This is a genomic window from Hyphomonas sp. ske169 (assembly GCF_056850855.1).
In genome coordinates this window covers 2,001,855-2,026,516 of record NZ_CP096146.1, presented here as the reverse complement: position 1 = coordinate 2,026,516, position 24,662 = coordinate 2,001,855, and the positions used below count along the sequence as shown (strand labels likewise).

23 protein-coding genes are annotated in these 24,662 nt (G+C 57.7%); 7 read left to right on the top strand and 16 right to left on the bottom strand.

What is annotated here, in order from left to right:
* Positions 1-29 precede the first annotated feature (29 nt).
* A complete protein-coding gene (locus MY069_RS09865) occupies positions 30-1,016 on the top strand; it encodes an acetyl-CoA carboxylase carboxyltransferase subunit beta (RefSeq protein WP_482793612.1) in 987 nt (328 codons plus the stop codon).
* Positions 1,017-1,021: 5 nt separating this feature from the next.
* Positions 1,022-2,263, top strand: a complete 1,242-nt coding sequence (locus MY069_RS09860) for a bifunctional folylpolyglutamate synthase/dihydrofolate synthase (protein WP_482793611.1) — start codon at positions 1,022-1,024, stop codon at positions 2,261-2,263.
* On the opposite strand, the gene MY069_RS09855 is transcribed toward MY069_RS09860, so the two are convergent.
* The 4 genes from MY069_RS09855 to MY069_RS09840 all read right to left on the bottom strand — a co-directional run bounded on the left by MY069_RS09855 (position 2,260) and on the right by MY069_RS09840 (position 5,086).
* Positions 2,260-3,045: an SDR family NAD(P)-dependent oxidoreductase gene (locus MY069_RS09855; protein ID WP_482793610.1), complete on the bottom strand. Its 786-nt coding sequence runs from the start codon at positions 3,043-3,045 to the stop codon at positions 2,260-2,262. The genes MY069_RS09860 and MY069_RS09855 overlap by 4 nt on opposite strands.
* 101 nt (positions 3,046-3,146) lie before the next feature.
* The gene (locus MY069_RS09850; RefSeq protein WP_482793609.1) at positions 3,147-4,142 is read right to left on the bottom strand and encodes an MBL fold metallo-hydrolase; all 996 of its coding nucleotides are present in this window, start codon (positions 4,140-4,142) and stop codon (positions 3,147-3,149) included.
* 94 nt (positions 4,143-4,236) lie between these two features.
* Positions 4,237-4,371 carry a hypothetical protein gene (locus tag MY069_RS09845; RefSeq protein WP_482793608.1) on the bottom strand — a complete coding sequence of 45 codons (135 nt, stop codon included), beginning with the start codon at positions 4,369-4,371 and terminating at the stop codon, positions 4,237-4,239.
* A 136-nt stretch (positions 4,372-4,507) separates the two neighbouring features.
* Positions 4,508-5,086: a TetR/AcrR family transcriptional regulator gene (locus MY069_RS09840; RefSeq protein ID WP_482793607.1), complete on the bottom strand. Its 579-nt coding sequence runs from the start codon at positions 5,084-5,086 to the stop codon at positions 4,508-4,510.
* A 70-nt stretch (positions 5,087-5,156) separates the two neighbouring features.
* On the opposite strand from MY069_RS09840, the gene MY069_RS09835 reads away from it, so the two are divergent.
* Entirely contained in the window at positions 5,157-5,525 is a 369-nt protein-coding gene (locus MY069_RS09835) for a hypothetical protein (RefSeq protein WP_482793606.1), read from the top strand.
* Between the two features lie 72 nt (positions 5,526-5,597).
* On the opposite strand, the gene trxA is transcribed toward MY069_RS09835, so the two are convergent.
* Genes trxA through MY069_RS09800 form a run of 7 tightly spaced genes read right to left on the bottom strand, consistent with a single transcriptional unit; the run spans position 5,598 to position 15,756 of the window.
* Positions 5,598-5,915, bottom strand: a complete 318-nt coding sequence (trxA, locus tag MY069_RS09830; RefSeq protein ID WP_482793605.1) for a thioredoxin — start codon at positions 5,913-5,915, stop codon at positions 5,598-5,600.
* Positions 5,916-5,969: 54 nt separating this feature from the next.
* Positions 5,970-9,533 (bottom strand): double-strand break repair helicase AddA, encoded by a 3,564-nt coding sequence (gene addA, locus MY069_RS09825; RefSeq protein WP_482793604.1) that lies wholly within the window; start codon positions 9,531-9,533, stop codon positions 5,970-5,972.
* A complete protein-coding gene (locus MY069_RS09820) occupies positions 9,526-12,501 on the bottom strand; it encodes a PD-(D/E)XK nuclease family protein (protein ID WP_482793603.1) in 2,976 nt (991 codons plus the stop codon). The genes addA and MY069_RS09820 overlap by 8 nt, the downstream gene beginning before the upstream one ends.
* Entirely contained in the window at positions 12,498-13,220 is a 723-nt protein-coding gene (locus tag MY069_RS09815) for a nucleotidyltransferase family protein (RefSeq protein ID WP_482793602.1), read from the bottom strand. The genes MY069_RS09820 and MY069_RS09815 overlap by 4 nt, the downstream gene beginning before the upstream one ends.
* Positions 13,217-14,305: an aminoglycoside phosphotransferase family protein gene (locus MY069_RS09810; RefSeq protein WP_482793601.1), complete on the bottom strand. Its 1,089-nt coding sequence runs from the start codon at positions 14,303-14,305 to the stop codon at positions 13,217-13,219. The genes MY069_RS09815 and MY069_RS09810 overlap by 4 nt, the downstream gene beginning before the upstream one ends.
* Complete coding sequence (gene tsaE, locus MY069_RS09805; protein WP_482793600.1) at positions 14,295-14,741, bottom strand: tRNA (adenosine(37)-N6)-threonylcarbamoyltransferase complex ATPase subunit type 1 TsaE; 447 nt, start codon at positions 14,739-14,741, stop codon at positions 14,295-14,297. The genes MY069_RS09810 and tsaE overlap by 11 nt, the downstream gene beginning before the upstream one ends.
* Positions 14,728-15,756: a PLP-dependent transferase gene (locus MY069_RS09800; RefSeq protein ID WP_482793599.1), complete on the bottom strand. Its 1,029-nt coding sequence runs from the start codon at positions 15,754-15,756 to the stop codon at positions 14,728-14,730. Before MY069_RS09800 ends, tsaE begins: the two co-directional genes overlap by 14 nt.
* 156 nt (positions 15,757-15,912) lie before the next feature.
* On the opposite strand from MY069_RS09800, the gene MY069_RS09795 reads away from it, so the two are divergent.
* From MY069_RS09795 to MY069_RS09780, 4 genes are all read left to right on the top strand, one after another.
* Positions 15,913-17,154 (top strand): NAD(P)/FAD-dependent oxidoreductase, encoded by a 1,242-nt coding sequence (locus MY069_RS09795; protein ID WP_482793598.1) that lies wholly within the window; start codon positions 15,913-15,915, stop codon positions 17,152-17,154.
* A gap of 15 nt (positions 17,155-17,169) precedes the next feature.
* Positions 17,170-17,490, top strand: a complete 321-nt coding sequence (locus MY069_RS09790) for a 2Fe-2S iron-sulfur cluster-binding protein (RefSeq protein ID WP_482793597.1) — start codon at positions 17,170-17,172, stop codon at positions 17,488-17,490.
* 139 nt (positions 17,491-17,629) lie between these two features.
* Positions 17,630-18,424 carry a thioesterase family protein gene (locus MY069_RS09785; protein ID WP_482793596.1) on the top strand — a complete coding sequence of 265 codons (795 nt, stop codon included), beginning with the start codon at positions 17,630-17,632 and terminating at the stop codon, positions 18,422-18,424.
* Between the two features lie 33 nt (positions 18,425-18,457).
* A complete protein-coding gene (locus tag MY069_RS09780; RefSeq protein WP_482793595.1) occupies positions 18,458-19,345 on the top strand; it encodes an ROK family protein in 888 nt (295 codons plus the stop codon).
* Here MY069_RS09780 and MY069_RS09775 read toward each other — a convergent pair.
* The 5 genes from MY069_RS09775 to atpH all read right to left on the bottom strand — a co-directional run bounded on the left by MY069_RS09775 (position 19,338) and on the right by atpH (position 24,612).
* A complete protein-coding gene (locus MY069_RS09775) occupies positions 19,338-19,739 on the bottom strand; it encodes a F0F1 ATP synthase subunit epsilon (RefSeq protein WP_482793594.1) in 402 nt (133 codons plus the stop codon). The genes MY069_RS09780 and MY069_RS09775 overlap by 8 nt on opposite strands.
* Positions 19,740-19,844: 105 nt before the next feature.
* On the bottom strand, positions 19,845-21,431 hold the full coding sequence (atpD, locus tag MY069_RS09770; protein WP_482796695.1) for a F0F1 ATP synthase subunit beta: 1,587 nt from the start codon (positions 21,429-21,431) through the stop codon (positions 19,845-19,847).
* 163 nt (positions 21,432-21,594) lie between these two features.
* Positions 21,595-22,476, bottom strand: coding sequence for a F0F1 ATP synthase subunit gamma (locus MY069_RS09765; protein WP_482793593.1), 882 nt, complete (start codon positions 22,474-22,476; stop codon positions 21,595-21,597).
* A gap of 32 nt (positions 22,477-22,508) precedes the next feature.
* Positions 22,509-24,044 carry a F0F1 ATP synthase subunit alpha gene (gene atpA, locus MY069_RS09760; protein ID WP_482793592.1) on the bottom strand — a complete coding sequence of 512 codons (1,536 nt, stop codon included), beginning with the start codon at positions 24,042-24,044 and terminating at the stop codon, positions 22,509-22,511.
* A gap of 7 nt (positions 24,045-24,051) precedes the next feature.
* Positions 24,052-24,612 carry an ATP synthase F1 subunit delta gene (gene atpH, locus MY069_RS09755; RefSeq protein ID WP_482793591.1) on the bottom strand — a complete coding sequence of 187 codons (561 nt, stop codon included), beginning with the start codon at positions 24,610-24,612 and terminating at the stop codon, positions 24,052-24,054.
* Positions 24,613-24,662: the final 50 nt, after the last annotated feature.

The following is a 24,662-nucleotide window of genomic DNA, read 5'->3' as shown; positions in this document are numbered from 1 at the left end:
CCTGGATCGGGCAAAGGGATGGTGACGAAATGAACTGGCTGACCAATTTCCGCACACCGGGCCTGAAAGGGCTATTGTCGGGGAATAAGAAAGACACGCCTGATAATCTTTGGGTGAAATGCCCGCTATCTGGCGAGCTTGTCTATCGTTCGGATCTCGAAGAGAGCTGGTATGTAACCCCTGCGGGCGCGCATTTGCGGATTTCACCGCGCCGCCGGTTCCGGCTCTTCTTTGACAATGAGCGCTGGGAACCAATCCCACTGCCGCCAGTTCCAGCCGATCCCCTCAAGTTTAAAGACGACAAAGCCTATCCGTCCCGCATCAAGGGCGCGAAAAGCAAAATCGCCAAACGTGATAAAGAAGAAGCGCCTGATTCCGGCGCTGTCGCGCCGATCGCTCAGGACGATTGTATGGCCGCGGCCTTTGGCAAGGTCGACGGCATCCCAACTGTGATCCTGGTCCAAGACTTCGCCTTTATGGGTGGATCGCTGGGCATGGCGGCTGGTGAAGCCTTTATCGCGGCCGCACAAATGGCCGTCGCGCGCAAAGCGGCCTTTGTGGTCTGCTCAGCCTCGGGCGGCGCGCGAATGCAAGAAGGGACCTTGTCTCTGATGCAAATGCCGCGCTCCACGCTAGCCATTCAGGAAGTCAAAGAAGCCGGCCTGCCTTACATCGTGGTCCTTTGCGATCCGACCTCAGGCGGTGTTTCAGCCTCTTATGCCATGCTGGGAGATATCCACATGGCCGAACCGGGCGCGATGATTGCCTTTTCAGGTCCGCGCGTGATCGAACAGACCATTCGCGAAAAGCTTCCCGAAGGCTTTCAACGCTCTGAATTTCTGCGCGAAAAAGGCGCGATCGACATTGTCGTGGATCGCCGCGAGCTGAAAGCGACCCTTTCCCGGGTGCTCGGCCATTTGATGCCGGCTCGCAGTGCAGCTGACAAAGATGTCTCGACGCTGCCGGTAGAGGCGCCCTCGGCTGATGCCCCCGCGCCTAGACCCGACAAGGCTTAAGCCCCGTGTCCGCCGCGCTTGATGCGGCCGTAGACCAATTTGAGGGCCTATATCCAGAAACGATAGAGCTATCGCTCGGTCGGATCGAAGCGGTATTGGAAACGCTCGGTCGGCCGCAGGATAAGTTGCCGCCGACTATTCATGTCGCTGGCACCAATGGCAAAGGCTCAACCTGCGCCTATTTACGCGCCATGGCCGAAGCGGCAGGCCTCAGCGTCCATGTCTACACCTCACCCCACTTAGTACGCTTCAATGAGCGAATCCGCCTCGCCGGGGAGTTGGTCGCCGATGAGGCGCTCACCACCTGGCTAGACCGCGTCTATGCGGCACTTGAGGGTCGAGAGATCACGCGATTTGAAGCGACCACAGCGACCGCGCTTCTCGCCTTTAGTGAAGTTCCGGCGGACTTGCTGATCCTCGAAGTTGGGCTTGGCGGCCGGTTTGACGCGACCAATGTGATCGATCAGCCTGCCTTGAGCGTGATTACGCCGGTTGATTTCGATCATAAACAGTTTTTGGGCTCTGACCTCGCTAAGATTGCCGGCGAAAAAGCCGGGATCATTAAACCCGGACGGCCGGCTGTGTCAGCGATCCAAGCGCGGGTCTGCGGAGATGTGATCCGGGCGCGCGCCGAAGAGCTTGCTGCGCCGCTTACCCTATTGCGGATGGAAGATATCGAAAAAGTGCCCGAACAAGTGGCTCTGCCCGGCACCCATCAGCGCTATAATGCGGCCCTCGCCGGCTTAGCGATGCGCACCTTGAAACAGCCCACCATTCCCGACAGCGCGATCTGGGCAGGGGCCCAATCGGCGGTCTGGCCCGCTCGCATGCAGAAATTGGCGCCAGGGCCGGTGACCGAGATGGCGGGCAATGCGGAGGTTTGGCTCGATGGCGGCCACAACCCACACGCGGCGACCGCGATTGCTGAGCTGCTGCGCGAAATGGGCGGCAAGACGGTGATGGTCACCGCGATGATTGCCAGCAAAGATCATGGCGGCTTCTTCCACGCCTATAAGGGCGTGATCAGTTCGGTCCACACGATGCCAAATGCGCCGGGTCATGCCGGGGCTGAACCGCAAGCCCTCGCAGATACGGCCCGGCAATTCATGCCGCAAGCGTCGGCACATGCTTCGTTGGCCTACGCCATGGCTGCCGCAGCCGCCGAGCAGCCCGACCGGATCTTAATTGGTGGCTCGTTATACCTTGCGGGCGAAGTGCTGGCGCTCAACCACGAGCTACCGGCTTAAGCGTTCTTGATCGTCAATCCGCCATCCACAGGAATCGCGGCGCCGTTCAGGTAAGACGCGGCTGGCAAGCAGCAAGATAAGGTAATATGCGCCACCTCTTCAGGGATGCCGTAGCGGCGGATCGGCACCCGGCGTTTGGCGAAAATCACTTTATGATCGTCTGGAATGGAAGCGTTGATATTCGTCTCAATCGGTCCGGGGCAAATCGCGTTACAGGTAATGCCGTCTCGACCAAGATCATTGGCCATCGCACGAGTTAGCCCGATAACGCCATGTTTGGCCGCAACATAAGGTCCATTTCCCGGTGTCGCGCCAAGCCCTTCGGTGGAGGCAATATTGACGATTCGGCCGCCGGTTTCGGTTTTCATCAAATAAGGCAGTGCCGCACGGATCATCCGTTGGTGTGCGGTCAGCATGACATTCACGCTGTCATGCCAGATGTCTTCATATTGATCCTCAGAGGGGTGAGCGAGCCGGGCAAAGCCGGCATTATTGATCAAGATATCGAGCCCGCCAAACGCCTCAACGGTGGCCGCAACCGCCGCCTTGATGGCTGCATGGTCAGAAACGTCGAGCGTATAAGCGGCCACGTGATCGATCCCTGCATCGCGGATCTCTTGAGCGACGGCCTCGACGCCTTCGGCGTGCATGTCCGTCGCCATCACATTCGCGCCTTCGCGGGCAAATAGATGGGCTGTGGCGCGCCCCATCCCACTTGCGGCGCCTGTGATCAGAACCGTCTTCCCCGCCACCGACCGGTCGAGCTGTTTATATGGGATCATGCTTGTCTCCTGAATATCGGCGCACGCTAACGCAACCCAACAACAAAAAAAGCCCCGCCGTCGGGCGAGGCCTGTTTAAGAATATCGGCGAAAGCTCTCGATCATTCCACTCTAGTTACCAAACAATGCCGATCGCCAGCGCGAGCGATGTTAAAGCCTCGGGCATAAACATCTGCCGTCTCCTCAGCATCCAAGAACCGGATCGGGTTGGTGTGATTATAGTGGATGAACTGGACCCGTGATCGGACCTCAGCCCGTTGGCCGTCCAATCGCTCCATCGTTTCCGTGACGCGCGGATGAGGGATCAGTGTCATGTCGCGGCCAGGGAGTTCATGATTGTCATAAAAAGTCGCGTCGACAAAGGCGAAGTCGACTAGCCCCAGCATATCCTCCAAACGAAGGCCAAAATCTGTGTCCCATTCGTCCCAACTATCAATGTCGGGTAGGTAGAGCGCGTTTTTGCCGTGTGTCTCGATCAAGAAGCCGACGGTCTCGGAATATTCATCTCGGTGCGGGACGCGATAGGGCGTAACCTGGATCGCCTCAGAGAGCACACTTGGCACCCGGTCTTCGAGCGGTTTCAGCTCGATATTCTCCAGATCCACCAATTGGCCCCATGGACCGTTCGATTGCAGATAGTCCGCCATGCGCGGCATCGCATAAACAGGCACGCTCGACGCGCCAGCGGCTTCTCGCCCCAAATACATCAGACCGGCATAGTGGCCGATATGGGCGTGCGTTAAAAACACCCCCGACAGAGAGAGCTTATCGCCAGACCCGGGTGCAAGCGTGTCGAGTAAGTTCATTTGCTGGGTGATCTGCGGCGTTGCGTCGAACAAGTAGCGCCGGCCAACCGCATGGTCGACGAGCGCAATCGAAGTCGGTGTGAGCCTTAGGGCTGGGTCGGCCCAGGCCGGATCGTGCGGGTTCCCAATTTGCGGCGCACCGGCATCTTGCCCCGCGCCCAGAACAATCAGTTCGATCGCGCATTCTGTTTGTTCCGGGGCGGCGGTCGCCTCTGCCCCCGCCCCATATTGGGCACATCCGGCCAAGAGGGTCGCGGAGATGCCCCCCGATATCGCTTTGCTTGGTTTCAAGAAACACCTTCCGATCTTTGCGACGACTGTCACCGTCACGCGTGTTGAGGAAGATCGGATGAAAACAGTTTTGCCGTCAATCCCTCCCGCGTATCTAGCTGGTTCCGTTTTCCTGACGCAAGTCAGGACCCATGGCGGTTGAGATCGTCAGCCAGCCGCCATGGGTGCCAACTTGCGTTGGCAAAGCGGGATGTCGGCGTTGGGTCACTCGCGAGCATACCCCGACCATTAGGCCCTCATCCTGAGCGAAGTCGAAGGATAAAGGGCCGCGCTTCCTATGTGTTTCCCTGCGAGCCCGCCTCGTCCTTCGGCTTCGCTCAGGATGAGGCTAAAAAACTGCTCCAGCGGCACATCGGCCAACGCTACTAAGGTCGAAAAGACTCAAACATCGCTTGAATCGAGTCCTCCAAAACACTCAAAGACGCGGTGCCGGTGCGAAGTTCATGCAAAGCCGTTTGCTCGACCAAAGCATTCAGAAAGGCCGCAATCAATTCGGAGTCTATGGCGCGAACTTCGCCTTTGGCCACGGCTCTATCCAAGAGCGCTTTGATAAATCTAAGACTATTTGAGTTTTCGATCGCTTTGGCTTTTTCAGGTCCCAAAGCGTTTGGACCAATCTCAAACAGAATTTTTGAAACGCTTGGGACGCGCACTTCTTCGGTCCACGCTAAGCAGGCGCCTTTTAATTGCGCCAAGGGGCTTGTGGTTTGCTGTACCTTGTCAAACGCGCGCTCCATCGCGGTGAGCGATTCCTCCGCATAGATGGCCTCTATGATCTCCGTTTTACTTTTGAAGTGATGATACATCGCGCCCTTACTCAGGCCTGTATCATCGAGGACGCTTTGCGTCGTGGTCTTGTCCAAGCCGCGATCCAAAAGCGATTTTTTGAACGCCTTTAAAATCAGAGCGCGCGTCGAATCTGATCTCTGCTTTTGGGTCGCCATTGGAATTCTTTACATTCTCGGTTTCTTTTTGTAAAACAAACCGACGGTCGGTTTTATGAAAGTGAATGAGATGTCAGCACAAGTAGACAATCTGAATAAAATGCTCGCGGTCTGGAATACGACAGACCCCGAAGAAAAGGCCGCATTGGTTGAGGCGGCGTTAGAGCATAATGTTCACTTTGCAGACCCCAATCACAACATTATCGGTCGGCAGGCCTTTCTCGACATGGTGGAACAGGTGCAGGCGCAAATTCCTGGCGCCAAATATTCTCGCGCCAGCGAACTTGACGGTCAGAACAATTTCTATCGCTATCACTGGGCCATTCACCACAATGGCGAGCTCATCATGCCAGGCTTTGACGTCACCGAGGTCAATGACTCTGGCAAAATTGTCAAAATTATCGGGTTCTTCGGGGAGATAAACCGCACGGCGGATTGAGCTTCACAGAACAAAAAAGCGCCCGTGATTATCTCACGAGCGCCTTCAGAAGTTTGGGATCCCAGTCTCGCGCTAGGTATTCTCTTTAATCCATTCCGTAATTTTCTGCTTAGACATCGCGCCTGGATGGGTCGCGGTGACTTTGCCTTGTTTGAAAATCATCAGGGTCGGCAGACCGCGAATACCATATTTCGAGGCGGCCATAGGATTATCGTCGACATTGATTTTTGCGACTTTGATATCGCCGTTTAGCTCATCCGCGACGGCATCTAGATGCGGTGCCATGGCTTTACACGGGCCACACCATTCGGCCCAAAAATCGACCACGACAGGGGTGTCGCTGGCAACGGCGTCGTCAAATGTCTCGTCAGTAATATGTTCAGCGGCCATTGTGACCTCCTCTAAATCTCTCGTGCGGCATAAAATAGGGACTCTTTGCGTGCGTCAAACCCCGCTGTCTACACGGTTTAGTGATTCTGATAATTGCTCGCCTGGAATTTCGATCAAGTGCGGACCGTCCGTATATAAAAGCGCGCACCGCACAGGGCGATCGGGATAGATATCGGACAAGACCGCCCGATAGGCGGCAAGCTGAACGCGATAGGCAAACTCAACATCGGCCGCGCTTTTTGGTGCGGGCCGGTCGGTCTTGTAATCGATGATCAGGATTTGATCGGACCCGATGATCAATCGGTCGACTCGCCCATTGACCATTTGTCCGTTCGGAAGCGTGCCAACAATTGCCGCTTCGCTGCGCCCGCCTGGCGCGAAAACACCCGCAAAGTCGGGATGGTTCAATGTGGCCATCGAGACTGAGAGCATTTCATCCACCTCTTCAGGTGTCACGTCAGGCTCCCGCGTCAGAAATTGATATCCAGCGTCCTCGCGCCCGTCTGGGGCGATCTCAGGCAGGGTCTGTAACAGCGCGTGAATCAACCGCCCGCGCCGCAATGCGGCTGCACGCCCGGCTCCGAAGGGCAAGCTGACCGCTGATCGATCTTCTGTCAGGCGAGACGGCGCAGCAAGCCGCTGCGGCGGCTGGGCGGCGGGAGCTGGCTGCTTGAGCCAATCGGGCACATCTAAAAGCGTATCACCTCGTTGATGTGCAGGCGGTGCCGTCTCCGGGGCTGGCCCAAACATCATCGGCTCTTCCGCTTCTTCATCTGGCGCCTCGTCTCCGAGTAAGGCGCGCATGGCCAAATCGCACCAGCGATACCAAGACGATTTGGCATAGCCCGACTTGCTGTTTCGCGCCCCTGCGCCGGCAATGATCAGCCGGTCCGACGCGCGGGTCAGCGCCACATAAAGCAAACGCCGCGACTCGCGCTCGCCTGCTGCATTCGCGGCTTCACGCAAAGACGCTGTTGCTGGCGCGTCGGTTCGCGAGGATGGGCTATAAAGCGGCACACCATCGGCGTTGAAAAACAAGGCATCACCAACCGGCTTAGTCCCGCTGGTCGTATCCGGCACGATCACCACTGGCGACTGCAACCCCTTAGCGCCATGAACCGTCATCACGCGAACAGCGCCATCCGGTTCACCAAGTTCCCGCTTCAAGACCGTGTCCTGGCGTTCAATTTCCGCCAAGAAGGCTTGCAGACTGCGCGCCTTGGTCATGTCATAACCAAGCGCTTTGGACATCAGCGCCTGGACAGGGTCACGGACCGGCTCGCCAAGCCTCTGGATCAGCTTATCCCACCCACTCAACCGGTCCACGTCCCGCTCGGTCAGAACGCGCGATAGAAATTCGAAGGCTGGCTGGTCTCGGTTCGTAACAAGCGCCTGACAGAACTGTTTCGCCGCATGGAACTCGCCCTGATCGACCGCTCTCAAGCGGTCCCAAAGCGAGGTGCCTTTGGGCCGTCCATAGGCCAGGGCAAACAAGTGCCGGTCGTCATCTACCAAGCCGCAAAATGGCCCGCGCAGGATTTCCGCCAACGTCAAATCGTCCTTGGGCTGAAGCGCAAAGCGGATCAGGTTGAGGCAATCCTGGACGCCCAAATTATCTAGAAACCGGAGCCGATCCGCGCCCGCCACGGGGACGTTTTCTTGCTTCAGGCTCTCAATCAGCGCGTCGAACAAATCGTTCCGGCTGCGGACGAGGATTAGCACGTCCTCGGGGCGGACGGCCTCACGTTGCCAGCTGCGATCGCTCTGCTCGCGCCAAACCGCCTCGCCTTGGTCGAGCATGTGGCGGACTTGTTTGGCGATTTTGCGCGCCAGGCGCCGGCGCGGCGCATCGGCGGGCACGTGATCGGTTGGCGCCGTCCAGGCGCTGTCTTCTTCATCCGATGGCGCGGCAATCTCAAGTGGCCAGACCTCGACGCGCCCAGGCTGATTAATTCGGCGCGGCGCGTGCGGCGTCAGATCGGCTTCTCTAGGCGGCAGCGGGTCAGTCGCAGCGTCGCCGAGCGGCACAATGGCGCGGACTTCATCTACGAACCGCAAGACTTCCGGCGTCGAGCGGAAGGACATCGCCATTTCGGGTAGATTGACTCTTCGGTCTTCAGCGGCAGCGACAATTTCTTCCCGGCGGACAAAGCTTTGGCGTTCCAATTCAAACTTTTGCTGATCCGCACCCTGGAAGGAGTAAATTGACTGTTTGGGATCCCCGACAACAAATTGCGTGCGCGGTTCCGCCAATCTCTCGCGGCCAAGTCCGGATTGGAATTCTTGCACAATCGCATTGATCAACGCCCATTGCGGCGGGCTCGTGTCTTGCGCCTCATCGAGCAATAGATGGGTCAAGCCGCCATCGAGCTGATATAAGACCCACTCAGCCGCGTTTGAGCGCGTTAGGAGCGCATGCGTGCGGGCGATCAGATCATCAAAGTCGAGCGCACCGCGCAACTGTTTCTCGCGCTTACAGGCCGCCAGAAGCGGCAGCCCGACCTGCATGAGCGCCAGACTGCGTTCACACAACGCGCTGGCCTGCAGGTCTTTCTGAACGGCTTTCATGCGCGTGATTTCGCGGCCTTCCGGCGCGCCAGATTTAAGGCTGCGACTGAACAAGTCTTCCACCAGCGGTCCGGCTTTTGAGGTGTAGGGATTGCTACCGGACGGGAAATCCCGCTTCGCGCCCGCGATCGCGGCCATATAGACTTCATAGCGCGCACGGGGTTCGGTGATCGATTTTAAGGCGGTCAGAGCATCCAGCAGCTTTAGGTCGGCTCTGCCAGGTTTCGACATCGCTTTCAAAGCATCCAAAGCCGCGTCGCAGTCGGCGTGTCGAAAATCATCTCCCATCGCGGCCCGCAAGATCTCATCCTGGGAACGGCCATCACTTCCGCTCGCCGCGCGGATGATTGGCGTGAGTTCGTCAAGCGTGGCGGCCCGTTGCTGAAGCCCTTGCAAGGCGTGTCGATGCGGCTTCAAGGCATCTAGAGCCGCGCCAATTCCTAAGCCGCCGGTTGCCTCGGACAGAATGGCGAGCGTCTCGGGCGCGATCGCCGAACTCGTCTCCAATCCTGCCGCTAGAACGCCGCGCCAAAGCTCTTCGGCTTCGTCCTCTTCAATCGCTGCAAAACCAGGAGATATCCCCGCCTCAAGCGGAAATCGGCGTAGAATCCGTGCACAGAAGGCATGGATGGTTTCGATCCGCAGACCACCAGGCGTTTCAAGCGCGCGCGCGAACAACCGTCGCGCTTCCCGTAAGTCTTCATCCGTATACGAATTTATGGCGCTCTCTTCGAGGCGGGCCAGCGAATCTCGCAAGTCCTGATCGCTCGCGACCGCCCAATCCCCAAGCCGCGCGTAAAGTCGCGCGAGCATCTCATTCGCCGCCGCTTTGGTATAAGTGATACAGAGGATGGAATCTGGCAGAGCCCCGGGACGACCATCAGGGCGCCGCAAGAGAAGGCGCGCGACGCGGTCGATTAGAACTTTCGTCTTGCCCGATCCCGCATTCGCTTCGACCCAAACCGATTGCGCAGGGTTCGCCGCATCCGCTTGCGCCCGTTTCGCCGCCTCAAAGCTTGGCGAGTCGGGGGAGAAGACAGCTTTAGTCATAGGTACTCAGTCCCGTCCATTCGGACCGCCGGGCCAAGCGCGAAAAGGCGCTTTCATAGGCCACACGCTCTGGCCGCGGCGCGCTCAAATAAGGATGATTGGGGTCTGCGAAGGCGGTTAAAAGAGAAATCAGGCCCTGCTCTGCGTCGCTGATAATGTCGGCCATAGACTTGGCCTCAAGCTTCGCGCGCGGGGCGGCGGCGCCGATATTCTGAACCTCGAACCGTGTCCCGAAGCGGATATAAGTCAGTGCGTCGACAGGCGCGCTTCCTAGCGCCTCATACCCGCCCTCGCGGGCAATCAGCCCCTGCAGCGGCATTTGCGGGCTCAACCCAGCGCGGACTTGTTTTTCGCTCGGCGGCTTACCGGTTTTAAAGTCGAGAATCGCGACACTGCCATCGGGGCGCTGTTCTATTCGGTCCGCTGTGCCTTTTAATTTAAACGCCTCGCCGGCGATATTCAGCTGAATTGCGCCGAATATTTCCGTATACGGATCACCGTCTACGGCGCGGCTTTGGTCGGCGCGCCAAACAAGATAATCCTCGCAAACCTGACGCCGGACATCACTCAATGAAATGAGATCGGCTTCATCCACACCGCCCGCGCGCAACTCCTCTTCCAGAATACGCAAAAGCGCGTCGCTTTCATTTGGCACCTTCTCGAGTTCAAACCGTTCCAGCGCTTTATGGACCGCCGTGCCGCGAACGCGCACATCTGGCGGCAGGATCAAGGGATCAAGCGGGCGCAGGCCTAGAACATATTCGCAATAGATGGCGTAAGGGTCGCGCACCAGCTGCTCAATCCGCGTCACTGAGAGTTCTTTCGGACGCGCCGAAAGCGGCGGCCGCGGCACGGGCTCTGCGGCAAAATCGTCTGGCAGAGGCGGCGCTTGTTCAATCGCATGGAGCCAATCGCGCGGGTCAGACCCTGCGGGCGGCGCCAAGGCGTCAGTAGCCGTTTCACCGAGTGCCCCGCGCGCCAGCGTTTGCAATCGCCACAACCATCGCGACGCGATTGCAGGCTTGTCGTCTCGGCGCTGACTCGACAGCAGTGTGACGTTCGGTGCTGAGGCCAATTGTGCAAAATCATGCGCCGACAAGCCAATCCGTTCATCAGGGTCGGACAGACCGATTTCGCGACGAAACACGCGCGGTAGAAAGGCGTCGGCGGGGGGCTGCTCTGGCCAAACACCCTCATTCAATCCGGCGAGGATCATCCGATCCGCGGTTTGCAGCCGCGCTTCCAACGGTCCCCAAATCGCGAGGCGCGGATGCGGCTGGCCGTCGGACACTGATTGCAATTGCGCTTCCGCCGCCAATAACTCGTTCCACGTTACGCCCGCTTGCGGTCCAAGCGGCGCGGACAATACCGCCATATCTTGGAACAATTTCGACAGGTTGGCGCCATCCTCTCCGGCCCACGGATACGGCGCAGCGCCGACAGTTTGCGCCAGCGCGTCGACCGCTTCCAACCAAGCCGCGCCCTCAATTGGCGCGCTTGAAAAGTCTTCCAATTTCACCGCATCTGGGGTCAGGGCTTCAATAATCGGATGCTGACCCAGTTTGGCCCGTAGAGCTTCCCAAGACGCCCAAGTCCGTGGCCCTCGCAGCGCAATATCGAGCGTTTGGATATCGATCTGGTCGAACTTGCTGCGTCTATGATTGAGCACCGCCATCAGCGCCACCGGGTGGGACAAGTCCAACATCCAATCCGCAACCAGCAACGCCAAACTGCCTGCATCGGTTTGCGGCAAAGGGCGCCCGGCAGAGGGCGGCACGTCGATGTGCCAGCGGCTCAGCATCGCACTGACACGCCTCGCCAGGCCTGCATCCGGCGTCACCAGGGCAGCGGTTTCACCCTCGCGTTCTAGCGTTTCCCGCATCAAGATCGCCGCGATCAGCGCCTCTTCGCTCTCATCGCTTGCATCGATCACGGTGAGGCCGTCCAATGCGTCATGCACGAAGGCGGCGGCATCCCCGTCCGGGGCGAGCTCTTTGAGATTGGTGGTCCAATCCGCTGTGCTCTGCGCAGGCGCAAGCGCTTGGTGGATTAGACGGCGACGGGCGCCCGTGTGTTCGGCTTTTTGGGGGCTCGGCCAAGCGGCCACGCGTTTGGCATCAAGACCGAGTGTTGCAAGCGCGCCAGCGAGCGCGAATTGAGGGTGAGACGGGGTCTGCAAAATTTGGTCGAGTGTAGACTCTGAAAGCTCCAAATCGAGACCTGGTAAAACAACCAAGCCCATTGGGAGTTTTAGCGCGGCTTGCATCAGCAATCGGCTGGCCGGAGTCGCACCCGTCGATCCTGCTATAATGACGGGTGATTCTGGCGGCGCCTTCTCCCATTCCGAAACCATTGCTTCCGCCGCAGCGAGACGCCTGGCATAGGGATCCATAGCCGTCATATCATCTAGTTCAGCCGGCCATTGCTCGGTGATAATTTGCAAAAATTCGAGCGATTGTTTCCAGTGCTCCGCCAGCTCGGCATGCGGCACCAGATCCTCCAATTGATCCCACGCGACCGGGCCAGAGAGCGCTGCTTGATCGAGGAGGCGCACCAATTCCCGCGCCGCCGAGAGACATGAGACGGCAGGCAATCCTGCGCCTGATCGATCGAAATAGGCCATCACCAATCGGGTCAATCGGCCCAGGCGTTCGGCGGGTGAGACGACTGGCGGCAAACCAGCCAAAGCTGCCTCGGCACTGGGCGGCGGATCGCTCGTCTCGAGATCGCCCAGCGCCCGTATGTTCGGCAACAGGCAGGCTTTACCGCCCGCCGCGCGATGGATGGCAAAAGCGAGCGCCCGCTCCGACCGCCGGTTGGGGACATAGATCAGTGCGTCGGCGAGCGCTTCAGGATTGTTAGCGAGATCAAGATCATCCGCCAGGGCACTGGCAAGATCCCCCAGGAAATCCGCGCCAGCCGGAATTGAAAAGACGCGCCGGGAGTGATCTCCGAACAGCATACTCATGCGCCATGACACCGGAGCCAGAATTCCGCATGCTTAAGCGCGTCTGGATCTCCAACGTGCAGCCAAAACCGGTCGAGCGGTAGACCATGAAGCCGCGCTTTCGGGATCAAATCATTCCAGATTCGGTTGGCTGAGAACGGTTCGACCGGTGCACCGTCATATAGCTGCGGCTTGAGAATGCGGACCCCGGCATAAGCCCAAGGTGCGGATGCGGCTTCCCCGCGCCGAGACAGAACGCCTTTGTCATCCCGGAAAAAATCGCCCGCCCCCGGAAATCCCAAACATCTCTTCGTATCCGCGAGCAGGAGCAATTCATCCATAAGTTCTATTTTGAAACTTAGTGCGAGCGCCTTGAGCGGCCCTGCGCCAGTGGGTTCCCAAAAGGCATCCGTATTCACAACAAAAATTGGGTCATCGCCGAGTAATGGACGGGCCTTGGCCAAGCCGCCGCCGGTTTCCAAGACTTGCGCCCGCTCATCGGAAATGATGATCTCAATGTCTGTACGGTTGGCAAGGTGCGCCTCAACCAGATCAGCGCACCAATGCACATTGATGACCGCGCGCGCGACCCCGGCACCGACCAAATTATCCAGCAATCGATCCAGCATGCTCCGCCCCGCCACTTCAAGCAATGGCTTTGCAGTCGAATCGGTGAGTGGCCGCATACGTGTTCCAAGCCCAGCGGCCAGCACCATCGCAGTATGAGGCATGTCGGTCATCGCAAAGTCTCCAAAACTGACGGCGCCACTTCGGTCACAAAAGCGCGCATCTCCGCGGCGCTAGGATGGGTCAGATTCTGCGCCAGCATCAATTTTTGCCGCGGCATGAAAGTCTCATATCTCGGCTTGCCATCGCGCTTCATCAACCGCGCAAAGACGCCCGCGATCCGCAGCGCATTCAAAGTCCCGATCACCGCCAATCGTTCGCGAAACGCGGTCTCGTCTTTGCCTGTTTCATCGAGATACGTTCGGATGGCGGTGTCTACAGCATCATCGGATACAGGACGGCGGGCATCCTGGGTCAGCATGGCCATATCCCACGCGTCCCAGCCCATCACCGCGTCTTGGAAGTCGAGCAATCCGATTTGACCGTCCGGCAGCCAAAGCAAGTTTTCGGCATGATAATCGCGCAGAGTGAACTCGCGTGGGAAGTCCATCGCGCGCTCAATCAGACCATCACGCACGCGCTCCCAACGAGCGCGATCCGCATCACTCATCCGCGCCGTCTCATCATAAATGTGGAACCAATCGGCAAACAGATCCGCATTCGCGCCAAGCGCAATCGCATCAAACTCCAAGATCGGCCATCGGTCTTCGCCGCCTTGAAGCACGGACGGATTGGCGTGGCGGTGCAGCTTGGCCAGATCTTTCGCTGCCTGTTGATAGAGCGGCACTTCGGCCATGCCGTTTTCGATTAAGCGCGCAAATTCCCGTTGCGTGCCAAAGTCTTCTATTATCGCCAATCCAATCGCGGCGTCGTACGCGAACACTTCAGGCGCGCGCAGGCCAGCTTGGCGGAGATAGTCAGCAATCAATACGAAAGCATCGACCCGGCTGGCTGCGAGGCGCGTCATTGCGTTCCAGCCCTTCTTCTGCCGCTCTTCCAGCGTCATTTCTGGCGTGCATGGATCACCTTCGATCCGCGGCGCGTCCATCAAGATTGCGGTTTCGCCACCCGGCCCAGTCAGCCGCGCATAGCGCCGGGTTGAGGCGTCTTGGTCAAACCAGTGAATATGCGCGCCAGCCCAGCCAGCTTCCGTCAGAAACAGAGTAATTTGCTCAGGTCGATTCGGATCAGAACTCATGCAGGCGAGTCTGCCAGTCTTCGCCCTGTGGTTCCAGTCGGGCCGTGCGAATATCCTGAGCCAGATCGATGTGCAGGTCCAAGCGCCAAGCCGGAAGGTGCGCCCCAGCACGATCTGGCCATTCAATCAAAGCCACCCCATCTTGGGTTTCATCCCAACCGAGCTCGAACACTTCACCCGGGTTATCCAATCGGTAGAGATCGAAGTGAAAGATTGGAAAAGCCGGTCCATCATAAGTTTGCACCAGCGTATAGGTCGGGCTGGGCACCTCAGTCGCTTGCCCCATCAGCGCCGAAATCAGCGCGCGCGAAAAAGTCGTCTTGCCGGCGCCAAGGCCGCCATGCAGCGCAATCACATCGCCGGCTCTAAGCCTTGGTGCAAGCCGCTGGGCGAGCGTCGTGGTGGCCGCCAGATCTGTCAGCTCAAAGGACAGCAAGGCTTGTTCCAATCGCTTGCACAAGCGCGCCTGTCGGTTCGCAACCCACCGACAGTCGAACAAACCCGTCTGGCACATCGTCCCCCCAACGGGCCCGGCGCTCAGCACTCGTATGCACGCCGCCAAAGCTGGTCGAGGCAAATATGGCGGGGCAATCATTGATAAAGGCCTCGGCTTTGTGTTCGTTCGCAAAGGTGAGGCCGATGACAAAGCCCATGCCCGGGAATTTAACCTGTTCAATCGCCGCATGACCTTCGAACAGATCCATCAGCGCCAGGGCATTGGCGCACATACGGTCAAGCCGCACCTCTAGTGTCATCAATCCGCGGTGCAGCAAGAACGCGGCAAACGGATCGGCAATGCAGCCCGAGACTTTGCGCCACTTAACCAGTTTTGCCAGAAGCGCCTCATCGCGGGTTGCGACATGCCCAAACAGGCAATCAGAATGACCTGCCATCGCCTTTGTGTCGGAGCTCACAACTAGATCCGCGCCAAGGTCGAGCGGGCGCTGCAAAAGCGGGGTCAGCGTCGTATTATCGACAACCAGCTTCGCACCAGCCGCCCGCGCCGCTTCTGCGATGGAGCGGATGCTGCAAAGATCCAAGCCCGGATTAGAAGGGGTCTCGGCCCACACCACAGCGTATCCGGACAGATCTGTCGTCGCAAAATCGCGGGTTGGGACCGCATCAAAATGGATGTCATGTTCGGAAAGGATCTCCTCCAACATGACGCGAGTGACGTAATAACCATCCGATGGCACCAAGACCCGGTCGCCGGCTTTGGTCGTCGCCATCAAACCCGCCGTGATCGCAGCCATGCCTGATGGAAAAGCCACAACCGGCGCCTCTTCCAAGGCAGAAATCGCGGCTTCTGCAGCTTCAACTGTGGGGTTGATATCTCGCCCATAGGTATAGGGCGTGTTCGGCGTGCCTGCGAGGGCATACTTCGCCGTGGTCACGATTGGCGGGCTAATCGGCTCACCATTATCAAGACCGCCCGAACGAGCATGCAGCATCGCCATGATTCTCTGGGAATTCTGATTATCCATTCGGGGCTTGTGCCACAGTCTGCATTTGTGGAAAAGAACGTGAAAACTTGCCGCAGCGTTGCGGCTTGCAAAAAAATGACGCATGCGTCATGAAAATATCGAACTCGGGAGGGTTGCAAAGCCGTGGATCTGTCAGGTGCACAACAAGTTGTCATTATCGGGGGCGGCCAAGCCGCTGCGCAAGCCTGCGCGTCTTTGCGCCTATTTGGCTTTGAAGGCGGCATCACACTGATCGGTGAGGAAGCCGCCCTGCCTTATCAACGCCCTCCGCTTTCCAAAGCCTATATGAAGGGCGAACTGGCGGAGGAACGGCTCTATTTCAAACCCGCCGCCTGGTACGAAGATCAAAATATCGACACGGTGCTATCCGTTCGCGCGACCAAGATTGATCGCAGCGCACAAACTGTGGCGCTCGAACACGGTGGATCGGTGCCCTATGACGCCCTGATTATTGCCACTGGATCGAGACCACGCGCGCTCCCGGTTGAAGGCGCGGACTTAGACGGCGTGTTCGATCTCCGCGATCTCGCCGATGTCGAGCGCATTCGCCCGCGCATGATTAGTGGCCAGAAAATGGTGATTGTAGGCGCTGGTTATATTGGGTTGGAAGCCGCCGCTGTGGCCCGTCAAATGGGTTTAGAGGTGACAGTTCTAGAAATGGAAGACCGCGTGCTTGCCCGCGTCACCAGCCCAATCATGAGCGCGTTCTTCACTGAAGAGCACACCCGCCAAGGCGCGGAGATCCGCACGGGCGCCCGTCTGGCGTCGCTGAAAGGGGCAGAGGGCAAGGTTTCCCAAGCCGTGCTCGCCGACGGCACAGAGCTCGATGCCGACATCGTTCTGGTTGGCATTGGCATTCTGCCGAATGTTGAACTCGCCGAAGCGGCGGGGATAGCTTGTTCAAACGGCATCCTGACCGACCAGGATGCCCGCACCAATGACCCGCGCGTGTTTGCCGCTGGCGACTGCGCTGCACGGCCTTTGGTTCATTATGGGCGCACAGGGCGGCTCGAAAGCGTCCACAATGCGATTGAGCAAGGCAAACTGGCCGCCGCCGCGATTATGGGCAAACCCCGACCGACCGAGGACTGTCCATGGTTCTGGTCGGATCAATATGACTTAAAACTGCAAATCGCTGGGCTCAGCCAAGGCTATGACGAATCTGTGGTGCGCGGCGATCCTGCGAGCCGTAAATTTGCGGTCTTTTACTTGCAGAACGGTAAACTCATCGCCGTTGATGCGGTCAACAGCCCGCCTGAATTCTTAGCGTCCAAGAAACTCATAATGACAGGCGCACGACTTGCATCAGAAACCCTAAGCGATACATCACAATCCATGAAAGAGATCGCGGCAGCCGCCGTATAAGGAGACCCACCAGCAATGGCCAAAATTATCTATGTCGATCACGAAGGCACAGAACGCGTCGTCGAAGCCACCAATGGCGAAAGCGTGATGGAAGCGGCGATCAAAAACTCGATCCCTGGCATTGATGCCGACTGCGGCGGCGCCTGTGCTTGCGCCACGTGCCACGTCTATATCGCGGACGGTTTTATGGACAAAGTCGGCACACCAGAAGACATGGAACAATCCATGCTCGACTTTGCGGAAAACGTTCAGGCCAATTCACGTCTGTCCTGTCAGATCAGCGTCAGCGACGAGCTCGACGGTTTGAAAGTGACAACACCAGAGAGCCAGCACTAAGTCGCTGACCTTGTCTCGAGATTGAACGCCTCTGCCTTGGCAGGGGCGTTTTCACGTTTCCTGACGTGGCGTGACATCTTGGTTCCTAAAAAGAACTGACTATTTCCACCCCAGTCACAAACCTTGCACGGGGCCTCCTATGACCAGCTATACTGAGCTGCTTGCCAGCCTGAAACGCCATGCGGATCACAGCATTGATGCGTACATTCCTGAAACCTGGATGCAAGGCCGCACGACCTATGGCGGGCTAACCGCCGCACTTTCCTTGCAAGGCGCCATGGAACTGGTTGATGATCTTCCGATCCGAACAGCGCAAGTGGCTTTTGTTGGCCCGGTCGGCGGCGATATAAAAATCAAGCCAACACTGCTTCGGCGCGGCAAGAACACAGCCTTTGTCAGCGTGGATATTACCGCAGAAACTGGCGTGACGGCCCAAAGCATATTCGCCTTCGGCAAGGCGAAGCCCAGCGCGGTGAGTTTTGATGATATGCCTATGCCCGAAGCGCCAGCGCCGGATCAAATTCAACCCTTCTTTCCGCCGAATTCCCGGCGCCCTGGCTTTACGCAAAATTTCGATATGCTGATCGCTAGCGGACAGCCGCCAATCTCAGGCTCTGATAATCCCGCGATTGGCCTGTGGATGCGCCACTTAGACCCAAAAACACCGCAAGACGCGACTGCGGTTCTGGCGATCGGCGACGCCCCGCCACCCGCCGTTTTGTCGATGCTACGCGAGCCTGCACGGATCAGCTCAATGACCTGGATGGCTGAGTTCATGACTGATGACATCACCACCGATCCTGATGGCTGGTTCTACGCCCAGCACACCGCCCAACTCGCCAAAGACGGTTATTCCAGCCAATCGATGCGCCTCTGGAACCGGCAAGGCGACCCGATCCTCGTGGGCCGCCAAACGATTGCAGTTTTTGGCTAATCGCCTATCCCGTTAAGGCGGGAGGATACGGTATTGACGACTGAGCCAGTCATTGCAGCGATTGATGCGGGCGGGACCAGTTTTAAATGCGCGCTTGTAGGTAAGGATGGGACGCTGATCGCTACCTGGCGCGTGCCAACCACGACACCCTCAGAAACTCTGGATATCTGCGCCGCTTCGTTTCGAGAACAGGCACAGAAGCACAAGGTCGATCCGATCGCGCTCGGCATCGCCAGCTTCGGACCGGTTGATACAGACCCGAAGTCACCGTCCTTCGGAAAGATCACCGGAACCGCGAAACCAGGTTGGAACAGCGTACCGATCGGCCCTCATTTGTCGGACGCCATTGGGGTCCCCTTCTATCTCGATACCGACGTCAATGCCGCCCTCTTGGCTGAGCTGAGATGGGGTAGCGCAAAATCGCTAAACAGCGCCGCTTACATGACGGTCGGGACCGGGATTGGCGTGGGTATATGTGTAAACGGCGGGCTCGTGGGACAACCCACTCACCCGGAGTTTGGCCATATCCGCGTCGCGCGGCACCTAAGCGATCAAGCCTTTGCGGGCACGTGTGCTTTGCATGGCGACTGCCTTGAGGGATTAGCATCGGCAAAATCGTTCGAAGCCCGGTGGGGCGACGCGGCGGTGGTGCCGGCAGATCATCAGGCCTGGGAGATTGAAGCCCACTATTTGGCGCAGGCCTGTCTCAATCTCTATATGATGACTCGGTTGGAGCGGATAATTCTGGGCGGCGGTCTTTTGCAGGCCGATCACCTTTATACGAAGGTGGCCGCCGCGTTCGATACATTGATGGGCGACTATCTACCCGTGAGCGGAGCAGAATTGATCACCGCGCCAGGGCTCGGCGAGCATGTCGGTGTCTTAGGGGGCGCTGTCTTAGCGCTAGAGGCGTTTAATTGACCAAAGCCGCCTTGAGGCTTTCCAGATAAGCGACCTGCTCTTCGAGCGCGACGCTGGCATCTTTGCCTTCGGCGAGCAGGGCTTGGCGCGCTTCATCGAGTTCTTTTTGGACGCTTTCAGCTGACACGCTGTCCATGTTCACAGCTTCTTCAGCCAAGATGGTCAGGCCGGCTGGGGTCACGTCCGCAAAACCGCCGCGCACGAATAAGCGCATTGTGGTTTCGCCGCCATTTTCGACGCGAACGACGCCATTCTTCAGCGTGCTCATAAACGGCGCGTGATTGACCAGAACGCCAAACTCACCGTCGGTGCCGGGGGCGATAACATGATCGACCTCACCAGAGAACAATTCCCGGGCCGGGGAGACGAGAGAGAAATGCAATTTGTCAGCCATGGCGCAATCATCCTTCGACTTCGCTCAGGATGAGGCAACCCTTTGCCTCGATCCGAAGAACGTCCTCACCCTGAGCGAAGTCGAGGGGCGAGGACGATGGGATGCTTAGGCCGCGTCAGCGAGCATTTTCTCTGCTTTGGCTTTCGCGTCATCGATTGAGCCAACCATGTAGAAGGCTTGCTCTGGCAAGTGATCATACTCACCTTCGATGAGGCCCTTAAAGCCAGCGACAGTGTCTTCGAGTTTCACCTGAACACCAGGTGAGCCGGTGAAGACTTCAGCCACGTCAAACGGCTGTGACAGGAAGCGCTCAACTTTACGCGCACGAGCCACGACGAGTTTGTCTTCTTCAGACAGTTCGTCCATGCCGAGGATCGCGATAATGTCTTGCAGTTCTTTATAGCGCTGCAGGATTTCCTGAACGCCGCGAGCGACTTCATAATGGTCCTGACCAACGATCAGCGGATCCAAGATGCGAGAGGTCGAATCGAGCGGGTCTACGGCTGGGTAGATGCCTTTTTCCGAAATTGCGCGGTTCAGAACCGTGGTCGCATCCAAGTGCGCAAACGAGGTCGCTGGCGCTGGGTCGGTCAAGTCATCCGCAGGCACGTAAACCGCTTGCACAGAGGTAATTGAGCCTTTGGTGGTGGTCGTAATCCGCTCTTGCAGGCCGCCCATATCGGTGGCCAGAGTAGGCTGATAGCCCACCGCAGAAGGAATACGGCCAAGCAGCGCTGACACCTCAGAACCGGCCTGGGTGAAGCGGAAGATATTGTCGACGAAGAACAGAACGTCTTTGCCTTCAACATCGCGGAAATACTCAGCTTGCGCGAGACCGGTCAGAGCCACACGTGCACGCGCCCCTGGAGGCTCGTTCATCTGGCCATAGACCAGCGTCGCGCGGCTTTCGCCTTCCAGATCGATCACGTTCGCGTCCTGCATTTCATAATACAGATCGTTACCTTCACGGGTCCGCTCACCGACGCCCGCAAATACGGAATAGCCGCCGAACAGTTTCGCGATGTTGTTGATTAGCTCTTGAATGAGAACGGTCTTACCAACACCGGCACCGCCGAACAGACCAATCTTACCACCCTTTGTGTAAGGGCAGAGCAGGTCGATAACTTTAATCCCGGTGACCAGAACTTCAGCTTCAGTAGACTGGTCTACAAAGTCAGGCGCTGGGGCGTGAATTGGCGCACGTAGGTCTGTTTCAACTGGGCCACGCTCGTCAATTGGCTCACCGACAACGTTCATGATCCGGCCGAGTGTGGCTGGGCCAACTGGCACTTTAATCGGCTCCCCCAGATCGGCGACAGCCTGGCCACGAACCAGACCTTCAGTCGAGTCCATCGCGATTGTGCGAACTGCGTTCTCACCGAGGTGCTGTGCAACTTCGAGCACAAGGCGGTTGCCATTGTTTTCACACTCAAGCGCGTTCAGAATGTCTGGAAGGGCGCCATCGAACTCAACGTCGACAACAGCGCCGATAACCTGGCTTACGCGGCCAGTCGCTTTTGATAGGTCCATGCGAGGCGTCTCCTTAGGAGCGGGTTTAGGTTTCGGGGCCGCCTTTGGGGCAGCCGTGGTTTTAGGAGCTGCAGCAGCAGATGCGGCAGCGGGTTTTGTTTCAGCGGTGGCGGGCTTGCAGACGCCGCACGGCCGGGCATCTTTTTGACCCAAAGCGGCCATGGCCGTCTCGGCCTCAGCAAATGTGTCAAACGGACCATGCCATTTGTCATCATCATTGGTTTGGTCGCCGCCAACACCTTGGCCATCATTGCAATAACGGCACTCGCTGGTGTGCAAACGGGCGCGCTTATTGCCAAAATTCTCGTAGATCCAATAGGCCATCTTAGAGCGCCTCCGCACCGGAGATGATCTCGATCAACTCTTTGGTAATTTGCGCCTGACGGGCGCGGTTATATTGCAGGGTAAGGCTGTCGATCAGCTCACCGGCATTTCGTGTCGCATTGTCCATCGCCGTCATCGAGGCGGCTTGCTCACCGGCAGCATTTTCGAGCATCGCAGACAGGATCTGGGTGTTCAAATAACGCGGCAGCAGAGCTTCGAGGATTTCTGGCTCAGAAGGCTCATACGCATAGATGGCGCCGCCAAGATCAATCGTCTCGGCGTCTTCTGGCGCTTCAGCTGGGATCAGCTGTTTCGCAACCGGGTTTTGCGTCAGAACGTTTTTGAACTCAGAGAAGACCAAAGTCGCAACATCGAACTCGCCGGCTTCAAACCGCTTGGTTAGGTCGAGGCCAAGGCCAATCGCGAATGGCGTGAACTTGTCTTTGGCGTCTGACAGATCGACATGATCGATGAACAGGTCCGCATAAGCGTGCTTCAGCACTTCGCGACCTTTTTTACCGACCGTGATAATCTTGACGGTTTTGCCGTCGGCTTTGAGCTCTTCGATTTTCAGCCGGGCGGCTTTCGCGGTATTGGCGTTAAAGCCGCCACAAAGACCACGTTCCGCCGTCATAACAACCAGCAAGTGAACCTTGTCATCGCCAGAGCCTGCCAGCAGCTTTGGGCCGCCAGCGCCATCACCCATAGAGGCGGTGAGGTTCGCGACGACATTCGCCATCCGGCTTGCATAAGGCTTAGAGGCCTCAGCTGCTTCCTGCGCGCGGCGCAGTTTCGCAGCGGCGACCATTTGCTTCGCCTTAGTGATCTTCTGTGTGGATTTCACACTACCGATCCGGTTTTTCAGTTCCTTAAGGCCAGACATTTGGTCAAAGGCTCCTGGTCGTGAGGGTTATCTTAGGCGAAAGTCTTCCCGAAGGCTTCCAGCGCGTCTTTGATGCCGTTTTCGACACTTTCAGAGAGCGCTTTCTCGTCACGGATTTGCTTCAGCAGGTCTTTTTTGTCGTTCCGGAGGAATGACAAAAGCTCAGCTTCGTAACGTGTGACGTCGCGAACTGGAACCGCGTCAACATAACCACGCGTACCGGCATAGATGACACAAACTTGTTCTTCGATCAGCAGCGGGCTGTACTGAGGCTGCTTGAGCAGCTCCGTCAGACGCTCACCACGGCCGAGAAGTTTCTGTGTCGCGGCATCGAGATCAGACCCGAACTTCGCAAAGGCCGCCATCTCACGATACTGGGCGAGTTCACCCTTCATCGAACCAGCGACTTTCTTCATCGCTTTGGTTTGCGCCGCAGAGCCCACACGAGACACTGACAGACCCACGTTCACCGCAGGACGGATGCCTTGATAGAACAGATCGGTTTCGAGGAAGATCTGACCGTCTGTGATCGAAATCACGTTGGTCGGGATATAGGCCGAAACATCGTTCGCCTGGGTTTCAATGATTGGCAGTGCGGTCAAAGACCCTGCGCCATTGTCTTCATTCATTTTCGCCGAGCGCTCGAGCAGGCGGGAGTGAAGATAGAAAACGTCACCAGGATAAGCTTCGCGGCCTGGTGGGCGACGCAGAAGCAGAGACATTTGGCGATAAGACACAGCTTGCTTTGACAGATCATCATAAATGATCAGCGCGTGCATGCCATTGTCACGGAAGAACTCACCAATCGTACAACCGGTAAACGGTGCAAGGTACTGAAGCGGGGCTGGCTCCGAGGCTGTCGCCGTAACGATCACAGTGTAATCGAGGGCGCCGCGCTCTTCGAGGGTTTTGACAACCTGAGCAACGGTAGAGCGCTTCTGGCCAATCGCAACATAGATACAGAACAGCTTTTCGCTATCGTCTTTTGCCGCGGCGTTGGTTTCTTTCTGGTTCAAGATGGTGTCGACGCAGACAGCGGTCTTACCGGTCTGACGGTCACCAATCACCAATTCGCGCTGACCACGTCCAACTGGGATCATGGCGTCGATCGCCTTAATGCCGGTCATCATTGGCTCATGCACAGACTTACGCGGGATAATGCCCGGCGCCTTAACATCAACCCGGTTCCGAGACGCGACGTCGGTCAGCGGACCTTTGCCGTCAATTGGGTTGCCCAGCGCGTCGACAACGCGGCCAAGCAGGCCTTTACCGACAGGTGCCGAAACGATCTCGTCGAGGCGCTTAACTGTGTCGCCTTCTTTAATGCCGCGGTCATCACCGAAGATAACCACACCGACATTGTCGCTCTCGAGGTTCAGCGCCATGCCTTTAACGCCGCCGTCAAATTCGACCATCTCACCGGCCTGAACATTGTCGAGGCCGTAGACGCGGGCGATACCGTCACCGACGGAGAGAACTTGTCCAACGTCTGAGACTTCAGCCTCGACGCCAAAATTTTCGATCTGCGACTTAAGAATGCCGGAGATTTCTGCTGCGCTAATAGACATGTGCGTCTTACGCTCCCTTCATGGCGGTGTTCATACGATCCAATTTGGCGGCAACACTGGCATCGATCAAAGTTGATCCAATACGCAATTGAATGCCCCCAATGAGGTCGGCATCGACCTCGGTTTCCAGTTCGACATCGCTACCAACTGCCTTGGCGAGCACTTGCTCAAGCCGGGCGCGTTGGTCTGCGCTCATGTCAGATGCGGTTCTCGCGACAGCGCGTTTCACGCCGCGCTCTTTCGCATAGAGTTCATCAAAATGCTTCGCCGCGCCGATAAGATCGCCGCCGCGGCCATTCTGAGCCATGGTGCCGATAAAGCCCGTAGCGGTTTTTGACAGACCCGCCTGTCCGGCGACGGCGACAAGCGCTTTAACCTTGTCCTCACGCGCGAAGGCTGGGCTTTCGAGCAAACGGGTCAGGTCTTCGCTGTCAGCCGCCAAGCTTTCAAGCGTTTTCAGGTCGCTCGCAATTGTCGCGAGTTCCCCTTTTTCTTTCGCAAGATCAAACAGCGCGCCGGCATAGCGGCGGGCGGCTTCACTAGCAGTTGTCGCGGATGCTGCGGCCAAAGCGTCGTCCGTTAGCTGTAGGGCGAAATTGCCCTGGGTCTGAACCAATA

What these genes read in the sequence shown, in the direction of transcription:
- MY069_RS09865 (WP_482793612.1), top strand. Translation starts at nt 30, where the DNA reads ATGAACTGGCTGACCAATTTCCGCACACCGGGCCTGAAAGGGCTATTG.
- MY069_RS09855 (WP_482793610.1), bottom strand. Translation starts at nt 3,045, where the DNA reads ATGATCCCATATAAACAGCTCGACCGGTCGGTGGCGGGGAAGACGGTT.
- MY069_RS09845 (WP_482793608.1), bottom strand. Translation starts at nt 4,371, where the DNA reads ATGGTCGGGGTATGCTCGCGAGTGACCCAACGCCGACATCCCGCTTTG.
- MY069_RS09840 (WP_482793607.1), bottom strand. Translation starts at nt 5,086, where the DNA reads ATGGCGACCCAAAAGCAGAGATCAGATTCGACGCGCGCTCTGATTTTA.
- MY069_RS09835 (WP_482793606.1), top strand. Translation starts at nt 5,157, where the DNA reads ATGTCAGCACAAGTAGACAATCTGAATAAAATGCTCGCGGTCTGGAAT.
- trxA (WP_482793605.1), bottom strand. Translation starts at nt 5,915, where the DNA reads ATGGCCGCTGAACATATTACTGACGAGACATTTGACGACGCCGTTGCC.
- addA (WP_482793604.1), bottom strand. Translation starts at nt 9,533, where the DNA reads ATGACTAAAGCTGTCTTCTCCCCCGACTCGCCAAGCTTTGAGGCGGCG.
- MY069_RS09820 (WP_482793603.1), bottom strand. Translation starts at nt 12,501, where the DNA reads ATGAGTATGCTGTTCGGAGATCACTCCCGGCGCGTCTTTTCAATTCCG.
- MY069_RS09815 (WP_482793602.1), bottom strand. Translation starts at nt 13,220, where the DNA reads ATGACCGACATGCCTCATACTGCGATGGTGCTGGCCGCTGGGCTTGGA.
- MY069_RS09810 (WP_482793601.1), bottom strand. Translation starts at nt 14,305, where the DNA reads ATGAGTTCTGATCCGAATCGACCTGAGCAAATTACTCTGTTTCTGACG.
- MY069_RS09800 (WP_482793599.1), bottom strand. Translation starts at nt 15,756, where the DNA reads ATGCTGCATGCTCGTTCGGGCGGTCTTGATAATGGTGAGCCGATTAGC.
- MY069_RS09790 (WP_482793597.1), top strand. Translation starts at nt 17,170, where the DNA reads ATGGCCAAAATTATCTATGTCGATCACGAAGGCACAGAACGCGTCGTC.
- MY069_RS09785 (WP_482793596.1), top strand. Translation starts at nt 17,630, where the DNA reads ATGACCAGCTATACTGAGCTGCTTGCCAGCCTGAAACGCCATGCGGAT.
- MY069_RS09775 (WP_482793594.1), bottom strand. Translation starts at nt 19,739, where the DNA reads ATGGCTGACAAATTGCATTTCTCTCTCGTCTCCCCGGCCCGGGAATTG.
- atpD (WP_482796695.1), bottom strand. Translation starts at nt 21,431, where the DNA reads ATGGCCGCTTTGGGTCAAAAAGATGCCCGGCCGTGCGGCGTCTGCAAG.
- MY069_RS09765 (WP_482793593.1), bottom strand. Translation starts at nt 22,476, where the DNA reads ATGTCTGGCCTTAAGGAACTGAAAAACCGGATCGGTAGTGTGAAATCC.
- atpA (WP_482793592.1), bottom strand. Translation starts at nt 24,044, where the DNA reads ATGTCTATTAGCGCAGCAGAAATCTCCGGCATTCTTAAGTCGCAGATC.